The sequence below is a fragment of the Melittangium boletus DSM 14713 genome (genome assembly GCF_002305855.1).
In the GTDB taxonomy this organism is placed as follows: Bacteria; Myxococcota; Myxococcia; order Myxococcales; family Myxococcaceae; genus Cystobacter; species Cystobacter boletus.
On record NZ_CP022163.1, the window covers coordinates 6,337,621 to 6,354,140 of the forward strand.

Annotated in this window: 11 protein-coding genes; 5 read left to right on the top strand and 6 right to left on the bottom strand. The window is 69.6% G+C overall.

The annotated features are described in order from the left end of the window. Window positions 1-138: 138 nt before the first annotated feature. From MEBOL_RS26575 to MEBOL_RS26585, 3 genes are all read right to left on the bottom strand, one after another. Window positions 139-951, bottom strand: a complete 813-nt coding sequence (locus MEBOL_RS26575; protein WP_095980080.1) for a pseudouridine synthase — start codon at window positions 949-951, stop codon at window positions 139-141. A 28-nt stretch (window positions 952-979) separates the two neighbouring features. After that, window positions 980-1,210 carry a hypothetical protein gene (locus MEBOL_RS26580; protein ID WP_095980081.1) on the bottom strand — a complete coding sequence of 77 codons (231 nt, stop codon included), beginning with the start codon at window positions 1,208-1,210 and terminating at the stop codon, window positions 980-982. Window positions 1,211-1,345: 135 nt separating this feature from the next. After that, complete coding sequence (locus MEBOL_RS26585; protein ID WP_095980082.1) at window positions 1,346-2,065, bottom strand: RNA methyltransferase; 720 nt, start codon at window positions 2,063-2,065, stop codon at window positions 1,346-1,348. Between the two features lie 107 nt (window positions 2,066-2,172). On the opposite strand from MEBOL_RS26585, the gene MEBOL_RS26590 reads away from it, so the two are divergent. Beyond that, a complete protein-coding gene (locus MEBOL_RS26590; RefSeq protein WP_095980083.1) occupies window positions 2,173-2,475 on the top strand; it encodes a DUF2379 family protein in 303 nt (100 codons plus the stop codon). Window positions 2,476-2,610: 135 nt separating this feature from the next. On the opposite strand, the gene MEBOL_RS26595 is transcribed toward MEBOL_RS26590, so the two are convergent. Further along, window positions 2,611-3,213, bottom strand: a complete 603-nt coding sequence (locus MEBOL_RS26595; protein WP_095980084.1) for a head protein — start codon at window positions 3,211-3,213, stop codon at window positions 2,611-2,613. Between the two features lie 979 nt (window positions 3,214-4,192). Here MEBOL_RS26595 and MEBOL_RS26600 point away from each other — a divergent pair. From MEBOL_RS26600 to MEBOL_RS26615, 4 genes are all read left to right on the top strand, one after another. Beyond that, on the top strand, window positions 4,193-9,946 hold the full coding sequence (locus tag MEBOL_RS26600) for an alpha-2-macroglobulin family protein (protein WP_095980085.1): 5,754 nt from the start codon (window positions 4,193-4,195) through the stop codon (window positions 9,944-9,946). After that, window positions 9,946-12,312 (top strand): penicillin-binding protein 1C, encoded by a 2,367-nt coding sequence (gene pbpC, locus MEBOL_RS26605; protein ID WP_179956299.1) that lies wholly within the window; start codon window positions 9,946-9,948, stop codon window positions 12,310-12,312. Before MEBOL_RS26600 ends, pbpC begins: the two co-directional genes overlap by 1 nt. Window positions 12,313-12,438: 126 nt before the next feature. Beyond that, window positions 12,439-12,666: a hypothetical protein gene (locus MEBOL_RS26610; RefSeq protein ID WP_095980086.1), complete on the top strand. Its 228-nt coding sequence runs from the start codon at window positions 12,439-12,441 to the stop codon at window positions 12,664-12,666. A gap of 19 nt (window positions 12,667-12,685) precedes the next feature. Continuing rightward, complete coding sequence (locus MEBOL_RS26615; RefSeq protein ID WP_095980087.1) at window positions 12,686-13,192, top strand: DUF2243 domain-containing protein; 507 nt, start codon at window positions 12,686-12,688, stop codon at window positions 13,190-13,192. 4 nt (window positions 13,193-13,196) lie between these two features. On the opposite strand, the gene MEBOL_RS26620 is transcribed toward MEBOL_RS26615, so the two are convergent. Together MEBOL_RS26620 and MEBOL_RS26625 are read right to left on the bottom strand one after the other, a co-directional pair. Further along, window positions 13,197-15,014 (bottom strand): CotH kinase family protein, encoded by a 1,818-nt coding sequence (locus MEBOL_RS26620; protein ID WP_095980088.1) that lies wholly within the window; start codon window positions 15,012-15,014, stop codon window positions 13,197-13,199. 139 nt (window positions 15,015-15,153) lie between these two features. After that, window positions 15,154-16,401, bottom strand: coding sequence for a phospholipase D-like domain-containing protein (locus tag MEBOL_RS26625; protein WP_157775506.1), 1,248 nt, complete (start codon window positions 16,399-16,401; stop codon window positions 15,154-15,156). Window positions 16,402-16,520 lie beyond the last annotated feature (119 nt).

A 16,520-nucleotide genomic window follows, 5' to 3' on the forward strand; every position in this document is an offset into this window, starting at 1 on the left:
CGCTGGAGGAGCCACGCCTACATCATCGGGATGCAGGGTTCTAACGCCGGGGAGGGACGAATACTTCGGGTGTCCAGCCCCTCTGGAAAGGCCGCTCCGGGGCTGGGGAGGGGGTCCAGGGCCTGGCCGCCTCGCCGTTCAGCCCTTGGGGGGGTAGCCCAGGCCCTCGGAGACCTCGGCGTCGGTAAGGAGCCGGAAGGTGCCTTCGGCCACATCCAGGCGCACACCGCCCACGGCCTCGCGGTGGAGGGCTCTCACGGGCAGGCCCACCGCGCCAAGCATCCGCTTCACCTGGTGGTTGCGGCCCTCGGTGACGGTGACCTCCACCGTGTGGGCGTCGCGCAGCTGGACCTGGGCGGGCCGCAGCCTGTCTCCTTCTTCCAGCGTCATGCCCTGGCGCAGGGGTTCCACTTTCTCCTCATCCGCCTCGCTGAACACCGTGGCCACGTAGCGCTTGGGCAGCCGCGTGTCCGGGGACGTCACGTGCGCGAGCAGCTTCTCGTCATTGGTGAAGAGCAAGAGCCCCGTGGTGCCCCGGTCCAGCCGCCCCACCGCGTGCCAGGTGAAGCGCGCCAGGTCCGGCGGGAGCTGCGGGAGCAGCACCTCATAGACGGTCCCCACCCGGTGCTGACCCACCGTGGACGTCAACAGTTCCGCGGGCTTGTGGAAGGCGAGCACCCGGGTGGGCGCCTCGGTGGGCAGGGGAGCGCCGTCCACGCGCACCGTGGCGCCCGGGGGCACCGGGGCCAGATGCTGTTTGACGACCCGGCCATTCACCGTGACGCGGCCGGCCTCGATGGCCGCCTGGGCCTCGTCCTGGGGCAGGACGCCGGCCCGGGCGATGGCCCGCGCGAGCCAGTCCGGCTTGGCCTTGCCCTCCCAGCGCCCCTGCGGGCTGGTCTGCTTGGACAGCTGCGGGAGGGATCGGCGGGGGGGCGGCTTTCGAGACATGGCGCGGGGCCACTGTAGCGGCGGGCCGCTATCCCCGCGAGGGTTCGTCGAAGTCCTCGCCCTCGGCCGAGCCGGGAGTCCGGCCAGGCTCCTCCTGGGGCATCTTCCGCTCCTCGGCCTCGGAGCCCCCTTCCGCCGATTGGGGCGTCCGGCCCGGTTCGCTGTACGTCACGGAGGGGGCGTCCCGGGTGGGGAGGTTCTCCGGCGTGTCATCCGGGCCATCTCCCACGGTCATTCGCTCATAGGGCATGTGCCACATGGTTCGCTCCTGTCGCGAGGCAATCTCCCTCCAAGGTAGGAACTCCAGGGGAGTCCCTCGGCCGGAGCTTCCCCCTTTCCGCATGGGTGGGACGGGGACGTGGAGGCCCTTCGGCCGGTTGCCCGCCCGCCTGGACTACCGCAGCCGCTTGGCCAGGGTGTGCAGGGCGGCGAGCCACAGCCGCGCCTCCTTATGAGTGAGGCGCGAGCGGCGCAGGGGCGCGAAGAGTTCTCTCAGGGCGGAACGGCCCCGGGCATTCGCGTCCACGAGGAAGCCGCCGGACACGAGCGCCGCCTCCAGGGCGGACTCGACCTGGGTCAGCTCGGTGTCCGTGGCCGCCACGGGCAGGGGCGCCGGGGGGGGAGGGGCGTCGGCCAGCGAGGCCATGCGGATTTCGTAGGCGTAGAGCAGCACGGCCTGGGCGAGGTTGATGGAGGGCTGCTCGGGCGCGGTGGGGACGGCGGACAGGTCGTGACAGCGCTCCACCTCGGCGTTGGTGAGGCCGCTGCGCTCATCCCCGAAGACGAGCGCCACGGGGCCCTGGACCGCGCGCCGCACCAGCTCCTCCGCCACGGCCCGGGGCGACAGACGGCGCTTGCCCTCCACCTTGCGCGAGCTGGTGCCCACCACCCAGACGCAGTCCGCCACGGCCGCGTCGAGCGAGTCCGCCCGGCCCGAGGCCTCGAGCACGTCCTCGGCGTGCACGGCGAGCCGGCGCGCGGGAGCGAGGTCCTCGGCCTCGGGGTGCACCCAGGTCCATTCGGCCAGGCCGCAGTTCTTCATGGCCCGGGCGGCGGCTCCCAGGTTCTCCGCGTTGCGCGGGCGCATCAACACCAGCCGGATGGGCAGGGACATGGGCCGCGCACCTTACCAGCGCCCAACGCGCGCGGTGCGCCTGCCCCGTTTTAGTGGCTCTCCCGCACTTCATGTGCACCACGCGCCGGGACACCTAAGGTCACGCCCTGGAACTCACCGACGACTTGCGCGCCCTCCTTCGCCGGACCGCCCCCACGGCGGCAATCAACGAGGCCGAGACGGAAGAGGCCCTGAAGAGTCCGGAAGGCGCCGAGGCCCTGATGGGGATGGTCCTCTCTCGTTTCCGGGAGAGCGCGCGCCGATTCTTGAATTCGATGTACCGGATGACGAGTCTCCGGGACTCGGGTGACATCGAAGGTGCGTGCCAGCAGATGTGTGACGTGCTCGCCGTGGAGGTCGTGCCGCGATTCCGTCAGGCAGCCGAGGAACAGCTAAAGGGCCTCAAGTGAAGTTCGCCTACGCTGAATGATGCCTGAACAGGAGACAGTGGGATGAATCGAGCACGCAGGAGACCAGAAGCACCGAGGAGCGTCCAGCGCAGGCACTTCGAAGCCGAAGAGCGCCTGTCGCCGGGCCCGTTGCTTCTATTCTCTCGGCCCGTTTTGCTCTCTCCTCTTCCGTCGCGCATGAAGCCTTTCGACAATGGAGAAAGGGAACATGGCGCGATGATTGATGTTCCGGTAATACACCGCGAGGTAGTGTTCGCCGCCAATCTGTATGACGGTCTGAGGCGGTGGCGCGGTCTGGTTGTTGAACCAGTTGTTCGCCTCTTCACGCGTGTTGAACGTAGCTGCCGGCGGAGGGAGGCCGTCTCTCGTCATTTCCTCGATGTAGTATTCAAACTCGGGATCCGGGACGAGCGAGGTACGCAGCCCATCACGAGAAGAGAGGACGATGTGGTAATTGTCCGCGATCAACACGAGGGCTAGATCGGGCGGTTTGGGTTTGGTCCTGACCCAAGCGTCCGCTTCATCGCGGGTGTTGAAGGCGGCGATGACCCGGTGGGGGGCATTGGATTCGCTGTCCTCACGGTAATCCTCGAACTCGTACGCTTGGCCATTCCTCCAGAGGAACCAGAGCGCGTCGATGGCGAGGAGAAGCAACTTCTTCTCCTCTGGAGACTGTGCGTTTTCGTGGTTCTTGCCGAGGAGTTCCTGCGCTTCAAGGATCTGGTCGAAAATCGTCACGGGGCCACCGCCGAGATGGAGGGCTCGCAGACCGCTTGCGATGAAGCCAGGACCGTTACTGGAATCAAGGCGAGGAGGGCGCCAGGGGGGAATGCCACGATGAACGCAACTCCCGCGATCACGATAATGCTTCCCGCCACGACCTCGTTGCGATTGCTCTTCAACCAGTCAAGTGCCGGAGTCGTTGCCGAAAACTCCTGGGGACGAAGTCGCTGCAATTCTTCGCAATCAAGATATGGCTGCCAGCATCCACTTCTGCAATGCTCTCTCTTGGCTCCAGTCGAAGTGATGTGAGAGTAGTCTTCCGAAAGAGGCCGGTTCATACACGTGTCGATGCAGTCGTTGAGTTCTTCGTGGCAATCTCGCGGACGGGCAGCCGCGAGCATGATGCGCCCGGATGTGCTTTCAGCGCGTGGCTGGGACCTGAATCGCGAGAGGTCGAACTCCTCGATGGGGCGCCAGGCGTGGGTGATGCGACCGCTGGGGGTCTCTTGAATGACGAGCACGTAGCGGTGGAGTTCCTCGACGGATGGAGCGACACCGCCACGGGTCATCCCCACGGACCCGGGGGGGCTCGCGTCGTTGGTTGAATTCCCCATGGCCGGTCCAGACGCGCAGCCGGAGACGAGCGCCCCCAGGAGGGTCACCATCCCCAGGAGCGGGTAGTCGTTCGCGTGTTGCATGGAAGGGACGCTAGGAGCGCGAGGACGGCGACGCCAAGGCGGAAAGTACACCCTACCGCCCAACTGGAGGCTGTCCCCGCGTTGACCGGCACCCGGGGGCCGCCCTAGGTTCCCTCCCTGTCAGGCCCCATCCACCCACGGGGGGACTGTGGCTCTTCGGCCACCGTGTGGGCTCCCGGCCGCGCGAGAGGACGCACCCGGGCCGTGTCCTGACCTCTCTTTCTCCTCTCGAATGTGGCTCGCGGCCCACTGGCACGCCGCGTGAACCAACGCAGTCATCTTTCCTCGGAGTCTCCATGAATCCGCAGTCCGTTTCGATGCCCCGGCCGCCCCGCGCGGGCAGGTCGCGCTGGTTGCTGGCGGCCCTGCTCGTGAGCGCGCTCTCTGGCTGCAAGAAGGATGAGCCCCAGGGCTCGCAGCCCCCTTCCCCCACGACGTCTCCGGGCGCTTCAACGCCTGGAACCCCGTCGTCTGGATCGCCCACGGCGGGAACCCCTCCCGCTCCGCGCCCGACCCCTCCGGCCAATGCTCTGGCCCCGTCCATCCATGAGATCGGCGCCGAGGGCATGGTGCCGCGTGAGGTGGTGCTCGAGTTCCCCCGCTCGGTGATGCCGGAGGATGGGCGGGTCCGCAAGGGCACCGTCTTCACGGTGTCTCCGAACGTGCCGGGCTCGCTGAGCTACCGGGGCGCCTCCACGCTCGTCTTCCAGACGCGCGGCGCCTTCGCCTTCAAGACGCCCTACACCGTCACCCTGGAGTCGCTGGAACTGGGCGATGGCACCGTGGTGAAGCCCTCGCAGCCGGGGGAGTGGAGCCACACCTTCACCACGCCCGCTTTCTCCTTCCTGCGCCTGTCACCCCGTCAGGTGGATGTGGCCAAGGGCAAGGTGGAGGCGGACCTCGTCTTCTCCGGACCGGTGGACGTGGCCAGCGTGCGCCGCTTCATCTCCTTCTCCGTGGACGGCAAGACGGTGTCCGACGTGAAGCTGCGCAGCCAGCCCAGCGCTCCACATACCGTCACCGCCTCGCTCGGTGGGTCGCGCCTGCGGCCCGGCGCCGAGGTGCGCTTCACCCTCAAGGCGGGTCTGGCTCCCTCGGGGGCCAAGACCGACGCGGCGCCCGCTGGCGAGGGCTCCTTCACGTTGCACGTGGGCAAGCGGCTGGACATCACCAACGCCTACGTCCAGGAGGGCTCCACCGGCCACTACATCGAGGTGCGCTGCCGGGAACTGGGAGGCGACGCGGCCCCCAGCGCCGAGGAGGGCGAGGAGGATTACGACTACTACTACGGCAACCGCGGCGAGCGTTGCAGCCTCGACGAGGACTCGGCCGCGAACGCCGTGCACTTCAACCCGCCGGTGAAGTTCTCCGTGTCCCCCTCGCGTTGGGGCTTCCGCATCCTGGGAGACTTCAAGCGCGGGAGCTATTCCATGCGCATCGACGCGGGCGCCTTCTCCGCCACGGGTGGCGCGCTGTTGTCCACCTACGAGAAGTCCTTCTCCGTCTCCGCGCGCAGCCCCCAGTTGAGCTTCGGCACCACGGGCCGCTACCTGCCGCGTGCCGCCTGGCGCAACCTGCCCCTCAACCACCTCAACCTGGACCAGGTGGAGCTCGTCGTGCGCAACGTGCCCCAGGAGAACTTCCTCTTCTGGATGAGCGATGACAATCGCGAGGCCGCCGACGAGCGCACCTCCAATGTGCTCGTGAAGAAGACGCTGCCCGTGCAGGGCCTCCAGGACACGCTGGCCACCACCTGGCTGGACGTGGGCTCGCTCGTGCCCGCCACCACCCGGGGGCTCGTGGAGATCACCGCCACGGGCGACTCCAAGTCCGCCTCCTCGCGTATCCTCCTCACGGACCTGAGCCTCGTGGCCAAGCGCGGCGCCGCGCCCCTGGGCTCGGACGCGAAGGAGGAAGTGTTCGTGTGGGCGCTCGGCATGGAGAACACCGAGCCCCAGTCCGGCGTGGAGGTGTCCCTGGTGAGGAAGAGCGGCCAGGCCGTGGCCCGCTGCACCACGTCGGGCGCCACCGGCTGCAAGCTCACCGTGCCCGCCCCCGGGGTGGACACCGCCGAGCCCTTCGCCCTGCTCGCGCGCAAGGGCGAGGAGTTCACCTACCTCAAGTACAGCGAGCTCAAGACGGAGATCGCCAACTCGGACGTGCAGGGCGAGCCGTACCGCTCGGAAGTGCCCTACCGCGCCTCGCTCTACTCGGACCGGGGCGTGTACCGCCCGGGCGACACCGCGCACGTGGTGGCGGTGCTGCGCGCCCGGGATGACAGCGCGCCCCCCGCGGGCGTGCCCGTGGAGCTGCGCGTGGTGGACCCGCGCGAGCGCGACCTGCGCAAGGTGACGGTGAAGACGAACGAGGCGGGCCTGGTGTCGCTGGACGTGCCCTTCGAGGCCTACCAGGACACGGGCGCCTATCGCGTGGTGCTCAACGTGGCCGACAAGCAGGTGGCCACCTACGGCCTCAACGTGGAGGAGTTCGTTCCCGAGCGCATGAAGGTGACGGCCCAGGCCCAGAAGCCCGGCTACCTGCAAGGCGAGGAGGTGCCGGTGGGCGTGCAGGCCGTCTACCTCTTCGGTGGCTCGGCCGAGGGCAGCCCCGTGGAGGTGACGTGCCGGTTGGAGCCGTCCGTCTTCAAGCCCAAGGAGAACGCGCAGTTCGCTTATGGCGTGTGGCGCCCCGAGGGCTCGGAGGTGAAGGCCACGGTGCTCGGACAGGTGAAGGCGGAGCTGGACGCGAAGGGCCAGGCGCTCGTGAATTGCCCGGCGCAGCAGGACGTGGGGGGCTTCAAGGGCCCGGCGCGGCTCGTGGCCCAGGCGAGTGTCTTCGAGGCCGGCAGCGGCCGCTCCACGGTGGGCGACACGAGCGTGCCGGTGCACCCCGAGGCGTACTACGTGGGCCTCCAGGCCAACGTGCAGAAGGTGAAGGCGGGCCAGCCCTTCACCGTCACCGGCCTGGTGGTGGACTGGCAGGGCGCGCCCTATGGCAAGCAGCCCAAGGCCATCGAGCTGGAGTACCTGCGGCTGGACGAGGAGTACGGCTACTTCTACGACGAGGAGTCGGGAGAGGAGCGCTACCAGCGCCACCTGCGCCCCGTGCGCGAGGGCCGCGCCACCGCGAAGCCCGAGGGCGGGAAGTTCTCCCTCCAGGTGACGCCGTCCACGGACTCGGCGGGCTACATCGTTCGCGTGAAGTCCGGCGCGGCGCAGACGGACCTCCAGCTCGAGGGCCATGGCCGCTACTACTGGTGGGGCGGCGCCTCGGCGCGGGTGGATCAGACGCCCCGTCCGGCGCGGCCCACGTCGCTCGCGGTGGAGCTGCCGCGCTCGGCCAAGGTGGGTGAGTCCCTGTCCGTGAAGGTGAAGGCGCCCTACCGCGGCCGCATGCTCTTCACGGCCGAGACGGATGGCGTGCAGGCCGCCGAGTGGAAGGCGGTGGAGCCCGGAGAGGTGACGTGGAGCTTCACGCCCTCGGCCTTCGCGCCCAACCTCTACGTCAGTGCCTTCCTGGTGAAGGATCCCCACCTGGAGTCCGCCCAGTCCTTCATGCCGGACCGCGCCTTCGGCGTGGCCAGCGTGACGGTGGAGCCGGTGGACTACACCCAGCCCCTCACCTTGAAGGTGCCCCAGGAGGTGCGCTCCAACGACAACCTGCCGGTGGACCTGGAGCTGGGCGCCATGGAGCCCGGCACCTTCGCCACGGTGGCGGTGGTGGACGAGGGCATCCTCTCGCTCACCCGTTTCCAGAGCCCGGATCCGCTCGCCACGCTCTTCTCCAAGCGCGCCCTGGGCGTGCAGACGTACGAGACGCTGGGGTGGACGCTGCTCATTCCTCCCGCGGGCGCCAGCCGCTCCACGGGTGGTGATGGCGACGAGGGCGGCGCGGCGGGCCGGGTGCAGCCCGTGAAGCCCGTGGCCCTGTGGAGCGGCGTGCTCCCGGTGCCGGCGAGCGGCAAGCTGCGCGTGCCCTTCCAGCTGCCTCAGTACCGGGGCGCGGTGCGCGTCATGGTGGTGACGGCCGGCCCCAAGCGCATCGGCCATGCCAGCGCGCAGGTGCTCGTGAGGGATCCGCTCGTCCTGCAGACCACGCTGCCGCGCTTCCTCAGCCAGGGGGATGAAATCCAGATTCCCGTCTTCGTCACCAACCTGTCCGGCAAGGCGCAGGAGGTGAAGGTGGCCCTCACGGCGGAGAACCTGCCCGTGCCCGGCATGACCATGCCCGCGACCCTGAGTTCGCCCCTGCAACTGCTCGGCAAGAGCGAGGGGTCGGTGCGGCTGGAGAATGGCAAGGCCGCCACGCTCGTCTTCCAGGGCAAGGCGGTGCAGGCGGTGGGCGCCGCGCGCCTCAAGGTGACGGCCTCGGGTGGGGGGCACACCTCCTTCGAGCAGCTCGACGTGCCCTTCCTGCCGTCCGGTCCCCGCGAGCGCAAGGTGCAGCGGATTGAATTGGCCGCGGGCACGCTCGACCTGGCGCCCTACCTCCAGGGCTGGCTGCCCACGAGCGAGCGCTCCACGTTCTGGGTGACGGCCAATCCCTACGCGGAGTCCTTCCAGCACCTGTCCTACCTGGTGCGCTACCCCTATGGCTGCATCGAGCAGACGACGTCCTCCACCCGTCCGCTGCTCTACGTCTCCGAGCTGGTGGACAGCGTGGACCCGACGCTCACCGCCAACACGAAGGTGGAGGACATGGTGGCCTCGGGCATCCAGCGCGTCTTCTCCATGCAGACGCCCTCGGGTGGCTTCGGCTACTGGCCGGGGGCCTCCGAGCCCGTGGGGTGGGGCACCGCCTACGCCACGCACATGCTGCTCGACGCGCAGAAGCGCAAGTACGCCGTGGCCCAGGACAGGCTCGATGACGCCATCAAATGGATGGGCGAGCGCGTCAAGTACCTCGAGGGCCATTCGCCGCAGTCCTACGGCTACTACTATTACGACGATGGCGAGGCCTACATGCACTACGTGCTGGCGCTCGCGGGCAAGGGCCAGAAGGCGCGCGTGCAGAAACTGCTCGAGCAGGGCGCGGACCGGCGCTACTTCAGCGCCAGCGAGAAGGCCGAGCGGGACTACATGCTCCAGGCCGCGCTGTACCTGGCGGGGGATCGCCGCTACGAGAAGGAGCTGCGCGACCCGGACGTCTCGGCCGTGAAGGACGAGCGTTGGAACAGCTGGTCCTTCTACTCGGACCGGCGCCGGCGTGGCTTCATGCTCAGCACCTTCCAGGACCTGTTCGGCAATGACGCGGCGGGAGAGCCGCTCGCGCAGCGCGTGGCCGAGGCCCTGCAGCAGGAGCGCAGCTCCTATTACTCCACGCAGGAGCTGGTCTGGGGCATCACCGGCCTGGGCAAGCGCGTGGCGGGCGCGGCCTCGTCGTTCGCCCCGCCGGTGCTCACGGCGGATGGCAAGGAGATGAAGCCGCAGGTGGGCACGAAGCAGCGCGCGGCCGATCGCACCTGGGCGCTGGTGCGCGCGAGCGAGCGCAAGGGCCTGAGCCTGAATGTCCCCGAGAAGAGCGAGGGCAAGCTCTACCTCGTGCTGGCGAGCGATGGCGTGCGCACGGGCGGCCAGTACCGCACGGGCGGCGAGGGACTGAGCCTCACGCGCCAGTACCGCAGCCTCGACGGGGATGTGGTCGACGTGAAGGGCGGGGGACAGGACCTCGCCGACCTCCTCTACGTGGAGGTGAAGATCAAGAACACCTCGGGGGAGCGCATCCAGAACATCGCCCTGGTGGATCGCCTGCCCGCGGGCTGGGAGATCGAGAACGCGCGGCTGGGCCGGGGTGGCTCGGTGGAGTGGTCCTCGCGGGAGGAGCAGTGGGCCGCGGACTACGTGAACCTGCGGGATGACCGGGTGGAGGTGTTCGGCAGCCTGGAGCCGGGCGAGACGCGCTCGGTCGTCTACGCGGTGCGCGCGGTGACGTCCGGTACCTTCACCCTGCCTCCCGTGGAGGCCGAGGCCATGTACGACCCGCGCATCTGGGCGCGCGAGGCGGGTGGCTCGGTGCGCATCTCCGGCCCGTGGGCGGACTTCCTGCTCTGATGGCGCCGCGCTTCACACGCAAGAGGGTGCTGGGAGGCGCCCTCCTGCTGCTGGCCCTCACGCTCGGCGCGCTCGCCGCGGCGTGGGGGCTGCCCCTTCCCGAACGTCTCTCCGCGGCCCACTCGGTGGTGGTGGAGTACCGGGATGGCACGGCGGCGCACGTCTTCCTGGCGCCGGACCAGCGCTGGCGGGTGCCCACGCGGTTGGAGGAAGTGGACCCGGCCTACCTCCAGGCCCTGCTGACCCTGGAGGACAAGCGCTTCTGGTGGCACCCCGGAGTGGATCCGCTGGCGGTGGGGCGCGCCGCGGTGACGAACGTGCTCCGGGGACGGCGGGTGTCCGGGGCCTCCACGCTCACGCTGCAACTGGTGCGCGTGTTGGAGCCCCGGCCGCGCACCTTCACGTCCAAGCTCATCGAGTCCTTCCGGGCGGCGCAGTTGGAGCTGCGGTTGAGCAAGCGGGAGATCCTGGCGGCCTACCTGCAGTTCGTGCCCTATGGGCGCAACATGGAGGGCGTGGAGGCGGCGGCGCTGGCGTACTTCGGCCACCGGGCCACGCACTTGAGCGCGGCGGAGATGGCGACGCTGCTCGCGGTGCCGCAGAACCCCAACCGGCGCTATCCCTCGCCGGAGAACACCGCGCGTCTGAAGGAGGCGCGAGATGGAGTGGCCCAGCGGCTCCTGGACGAGGGCGCGCTGCCCCTGGGGCCGGAGGGGGCCCGGGTGGTGCCCGAGACCCTGCTCGCGGAGGTGCGTGCCACGCCGGTGCCGCCGCGGCTCGTGCCCTTCGCGCGCGAGGCCCCGCATGCGGCGGTGTGGCTGCGGGCGCAGCGTCCGGGCCAGGGCCGGTTGCGCACGACGCTGGACGCGGGCGCGCAGCGGATGGTGGAGCGGATGATGCGCGATGCCGCGCCCGGGCTGCGCACCCAGGGCATCCACAATGGCTCGGCGGTGGTGGTGGATCGGGAGCGCGCGGAGGTGGTCGCGCTCGTGGGCAGTTTCGACTTCTTCGACACGGAGCATGGCGGGCAGCTCCCGGGCTTCGCGACGACGCGCTCGCCGGGCTCGGCGCTCAAGCCCCTCATCTACGCGCTGGCCATCGAGCAGGGCCTGGCCGGGCCGGATCAGCGCGTGGCGGACATCCCCGCCGCGTATGGCACCTACGCGCCGCGCAACTTCGACGGGCGCTTCCAGGGCCTCGTGCGCCTGGAGGACGCGCTCTCGCAGTCGCTCAACATGCCCTTCGTGAAGCTGTTGCAGCGCATCGGCGTGGAGCGCTTCCTGGGCACGCTGCGGCTCGCGGGCGTGACGAGCCTCGTGCCAGACCCGGGCCACTACGGCCTCTCCGCGGCGGTGGGTGGCATCGAGCTCACCCCCCTGGAGGTGGCGGGCGTCTATCTGGCCCTCGCGGAGAACGGCCACGCGCGTCCGCTCAAGCTCCTGGAGGAGGGACAGCCCCGGGCTCAGGCCCAGGTGCTCTTCTCGCCCGGAGCGGCGTGGCTCACCCGGCGCGCGTTGTCCTTGAAGGATCGGCCGGACTTCCCGGAGCGGCGCCGGCTGACGGGTCTTCCGTCCCAGGTGCATTGGAAGACGGGCACGAGCTTCGGCCACCGGGACGCCTGGGCGGCCGGCTCGGGGCCCCGGCACACCGCGGTGGTGTGGACGGGCAATTTCGACAACACCCCCAGCGTGCACCTGGTGGGCGCGGAGGCCTCGGGGCCGCTCCTCTTCGACATCCTCGAGGGTCTGGCGCCCCGGGAGCGGGGCATGGACGCGGATGCGGTGCCTCCCTCGGATCTCACCCGCGTGGAGGTCTGCGCGTGGTCGGGCCACCTGCCCACGGAGGCCTGTTCCCAGCGGCGCTTCACGTATGCCGAGCGCAGCCACGTGCCCACCGAGCCCTGTCCCTACCACCAGCAGGTGGAGGTGGACGCGGTGACGGGTCTGGCGGTGAGTCCCGCGTGCCGGGCCGGGCGGCGCACGGAGTCGCGTGTGTTCCTCACCTGGCCCGCGAGCATCCGGCGCTGGCTCACGGATCAACACCGCCTGCTGCCCCAGCCTCCCGACTTCGCTCCGGGGTGTGAGCCTGGCGGGGCGCGGCGGGCTCCGGAGATCGTCTCGCCCGGTGCCGGGCAGGTGACGTTGCTCTTGCCGGGGGTCGCCGCCGAGCAGCAGGAGGTGCCCCTGGAGGCCGAGGTGGAGGGCGATCGGGAGCTGTCGTGGTTCGTGGATGGGACCTTCCTGGCGTCGGCGCGGGCGGATGAGCGGGTGTGGTGGGCGCCGTCCGAGGGCGACCATGAGATCCTCGTGTCGGACGATCGAGGACTCAGCGCGCGCCGGATCCTGAAGGTGCGCGAGCGGCGGTAGGCCTCGGACTGGCGACTCCCGGACGTTGCCTGTCCTGGAAAGGCGCTCTTGTCCGCGAGTCCGGTGGCCTTCCGGTTTCGCGTGCCTAGCCTGTCGGAACGTGCATGTCTTCCGGAGGTCGAGCCCATGAGACACCGCTGGACCCGAGCCCCCGCGCTCTGGGCGGGGCTCCTGGCGACGACGAGCGCGTCCGCCTGTCCGGACTGTCCCAGCGCCCGCGCGGTGCGGGTCGCCGTGTTCGAGGGCGGCTTCTGGGGACCCCTGGTGATGGTGGCCGTGCCGTTCCTGTGCCTCGGCTTCCTCAGCGCGCTGCTGTACCGCGTGGGTCTGCCGACGCGGAAGGGCGAGGAGTGAGCGGAGTGGGAGGAAGCGAATGGGGAAGGTGACTCGGCATCAAGGCGCGCTCCTGTCGGCGGGCGTATTGCTCGGCACGGGACTGGGAGGCTTCGTCGACGGCATCCTGCTGCACCAGTTGCTCCAGTGGCACAGCATGCTGTCGTCCCGGCTGCCGCCCACGGACCTGGTGTCGATGAAGATCAACATGTTCTGGGATGGCCTCTTCCACGCCTTCACGTGGGTGATGACGGTGCTGGGCGTGGCGCTCCTGTGGCGCGCGGGCCAGCGCCCGGAGGTGCCCTGGTCGACGCGGACCTTCGTGGGCGCGCTGGCCATCGGCTGGGGCGCCTTCAACGTCGTGGAGGGACTCATCGATCATCAGTTCCTCGGCGTGCACCACGTCCACCCCGGGGAGGGGCAGCTCGCCTGGGATGTGGCCTTCCTCGTCTTCGGGGCGTTGCTGGTGGGCGCGGGACGGGCACTGGTGAGGGCGGGCCGCGAGGACTCCGTGCCGCGCGGCGCCGCCCCTCCTGGCCGGTCCTGAGGGGTCAGCGGATCCGCCAGGTGCCGTTTTCGGAGCGCTCGTAGTGCTGGCCGTCCGCGAGCCTTCCGTAGAAGAGGGCGTCCTTCATTCCCGACACGGACTGGCCGTCGAAGAGGCCAATCTCTCCCTCGGGCATGAAGGTGAGGCCGAGGCTGGCGGCGGTGAGGCGGACGCGCTCGCCGGGCGCCAGCATCCGGGCCGGGAGCGCCTTGCCCACGGGAGCGCCCGTGGCCACCTGCTCGGGCGGAGTCGCCGTGGGCTCGGGCAGCAGTAGTTCGGGAATGGCGCGCCGCAGATTCGTGGTCACCGTCAGTCCGTTCAGCTCCCGAGGCTGGGTGCTCCGGTTGCGCAGCTCGACCCAGCCCGCCTTCGCGTCCAGCGCTTCAATCACCACGTCCTTTTCCTGGGCGCGCAGGCGCTCGCGCTCCTTGAGGATGAAGTCCCGGCGCAGGCGCACGAAGTCCCGCATGAAGGCGCGGCCCGCCTGGAACTTGGCGGGGTCCATATAAGGATCCTGGGCCATGTAGGGCGCGATGAGCGCGTGCATCTGGTCGATGTAGGGGCCCATCACGTTCAGCGTGAAGAGTTCCTGGAGGGCCTTGTCCAGGCGGGCCTCCAGGCGGGCGCGCAGCGCCGGGTTGAGCACCACGCGGGTGCCCAGGTTGGAGAAGACGGGCAGGTAGCCGGGGTGGATGCCCTTGCGCTCCTTGTAGCGCTTGGTGATCTCCGTGCTGCCCAGGGTGAAGGAGTAGAGCGGTTGACGGTAGATGGGCACCAGGTCCGGCCCGAGCTGCATCTGGTGCCACCAGCGCGCGTCCACGTTGTTGAGGTCCCACGCGGCGTAGAACCACTGGCCCTTCACGTGGTCGAAGATGAAGTAGCTCTCCGAGTCCTCGATGTAGTTGTTGGCCATGAGGGCATCCATGACCATGGAGCGCACGTAGCCCTCGATGTCCATGCTCTTCGTGAGCGCGTTGACCAGCTGCGGCTCGGGCGTGCGGTTGATGACGGCGAGCACGGCGTCGAGCGCGTCATCGTTCTCCTTCTTCTCGTTCGTCTTCTTCTTCCAGTCGCCCTGGTAGGGCACCTTCCAGGAGCGGAGCTTGAGCTCGGTGTCCTTCCAGCCGGCGCGGTAGATGGAGGCGTCCTTGTCCGCGAAGTCATGGGCGCGCAGGAAGGCCTTGTTGATCTGCTCGATGTCCAGGAAGACGCCCTCGTTGCGGCCGTTGATGCTCAGCCGCACGAAGTTCACGTTCGCCGCGGGCACGCGCATGGCGGCGAGCAGATCGAAGGAGATCTTCTCCGCGAGCATCGTCGCGTCCGAGTAGCCGGCCACCAGGTTGAGCGAGGTGCGATCCTCGAAGCGCACCTCGTCCTCGAAGCTCACGTTCCAGCTCTTCTTGGGGAAGTCGCGCGCGGAGGCGCCGCGCAGGCGCACCAGGACGGGGTAGTCCACGCCGTCACAGCGGAAGGTGGCGGGCTGCTCGGGGGTGTCCTTGTCGACGTAGAACTTCTGGAGCACGTCCTCGGGCATGAGGAGTTCGTACTGCCGCACGCTCTTCTGGAGGGGCGGGAGCACGAAGGGGCGTGCCTCGTCGGGGATGGGGGGTGGGGGGAGCTCGGGTTCCTCGGGAGGAGGCGTCGTGGGCGTCACGGGCCCCTGGGGCTCGGGTGACGAGGGCTCGGAGGGTGTGGGTTGGACGATGGGATCCCGTGGCGTGGAACCCGGAGGGTCCGCCGCGGGCGGGTTGACTCCGCCCTGGGAGTTGCAGGCGAGCGACAGGACGACGGACGCGATGCAGAACAGGCGCGCGGATTTCATCCCCAGGGGCCTGAGCAAGACGGATGCCCGGCCCCGAAGGGTGGAACTGTTGGCGGGTGGATGGTGGACGCGGGAAGGTGGGAAGCGTCATCTCCCGGGCACCGGGAGATTTCTCACGGTTGAGCAAGCCACTTCCCGCTCAGAGGCAGCCCGCTTCCGAGAGCGGCAGGGACGTGGAAACCCGCTGGAGCCAGCCGCGGTCGCGCCATTCGTCCTTGCGCACCTCGGCGGCGTGCGTCAGGTCGCGCTCGAAGCTGGCGGCGAGCGACCGGGCGAGGCTCCCGTCCTCGATGACGAAGGCCCCCTCCTCGAGCAGCGCATGGGCATTGGGCTCCAGGCTGGTGGAGCCCACGGCCACCAGTTGCTCGTCCACGAGCACGGTGCGGGCCCGCAGGGGCGCGCGCTGGTACTCCCAGAGCCGCACGCCGTTCTCCAGCAGCCGCTCATAGGTGGAGCGCTGGGCGGACAGCACGTGGCCCTCCGGGTTCGACTCGACGCCGGGCACGAGGATGCGCACGTCCACGCCCGATTGGGCCTTGTGGATGAGCGTGTCCACGGTGGCGGAGCTGGGCACGAAGCACGCGTTGGTGAGCCACAGGCGGTGCCGGGCGGAGGCCATGAGGACCTGCACCATGCGCTCGGAGTGGCTGAGGGAGGGCGAGCCGGTGCTCGGGATGAAGGCCGCGCGGGCATCTCCCCGGGGCTCGGCCGGGGGAAAGGCGGACTCGGGCAGGAGCCCGCCGCCCGACTCGAGCCAGTCCCGGGCGAAGGACTGCTGGAGCTGGCGCACGGCGGGGCCTTCCACGTGGACGTAGGTGTCTCGCGAGGAGGGCGCCGAGGCGCTCGCCGCGTCCACGCCCGAGCCGCCGGTGAGGCCGCCGCGCCCGTCGCGGATGACGAGCTGGAGGTGGGTGCGCGCCTCGAGCCGCGAGTCGCTGAACACCACCTCTTGTCCGACGAAGGGACGATAGGCGCGCACCTCGCAGCCGCTCTTCACGAGCTGGGGCTCCACCTGCTCGGAGAATCCCGGGCTGAGGAGAGGATCCACGAGGACGCGGCACGTCACGTCCGGCTGCCGGGCGGCGAGTGCCCGCAGGAGCCGCTCCGAGGCCTCGCCGGGCCGCCATCGGGACATCAAGAGGTGGATGGAGTGGCGGGCCTGGCGGATCTGCGTGTCGATCGCCTCGGGGATGCGCGCGTCCTCGACGAGTTCCACGCCGTGGCCCGCGTTCAGCCCCACGCCCACGGATTGATAGATGGCGAGGGACAACTGGGGACCCGAGCTGGGGAGGTCCTCCCGGATGCGCAGTTTTTGCGGGAAGTCCCGTTTGATGCACGCCGTGCCGCAGAGCAGGCAGACGAGAAGAAGGCGGGCGGATGGTTTCACATCGCCCAAGCTAGGCACGAAGGGCGGGAATGAGCAGGGGCGCAGGTGCGACGAGCGGGCGGTGGAGCCGTTCGTGTCCGGGCATGACCGGTTCGCCCGCGCGTCTTTACCTTCGAGGG

Bases quoted from the DNA above. Each gene is read 5' to 3' on its own strand.
- MEBOL_RS26575 (WP_095980080.1), bottom strand. From the start codon at position 951: ATGTCTCGAAAGCCGCCCCCCCGCCGATCCCTCCCGCAGCTGTCCAAG.
- MEBOL_RS26580 (WP_095980081.1), bottom strand. From the start codon at position 1,210: ATGTGGCACATGCCCTATGAGCGAATGACCGTGGGAGATGGCCCGGAT.
- MEBOL_RS26585 (WP_095980082.1), bottom strand. From the start codon at position 2,065: ATGTCCCTGCCCATCCGGCTGGTGTTGATGCGCCCGCGCAACGCGGAG.
- MEBOL_RS26600 (WP_095980085.1), top strand. From the start codon at position 4,193: ATGAATCCGCAGTCCGTTTCGATGCCCCGGCCGCCCCGCGCGGGCAGG.
- pbpC (WP_179956299.1), top strand. From the start codon at position 9,946: ATGGCGCCGCGCTTCACACGCAAGAGGGTGCTGGGAGGCGCCCTCCTG.
- MEBOL_RS26610 (WP_095980086.1), top strand. From the start codon at position 12,439: ATGAGACACCGCTGGACCCGAGCCCCCGCGCTCTGGGCGGGGCTCCTG.
- MEBOL_RS26615 (WP_095980087.1), top strand. From the start codon at position 12,686: ATGGGGAAGGTGACTCGGCATCAAGGCGCGCTCCTGTCGGCGGGCGTA.
- MEBOL_RS26620 (WP_095980088.1), bottom strand. From the start codon at position 15,014: ATGAAATCCGCGCGCCTGTTCTGCATCGCGTCCGTCGTCCTGTCGCTC.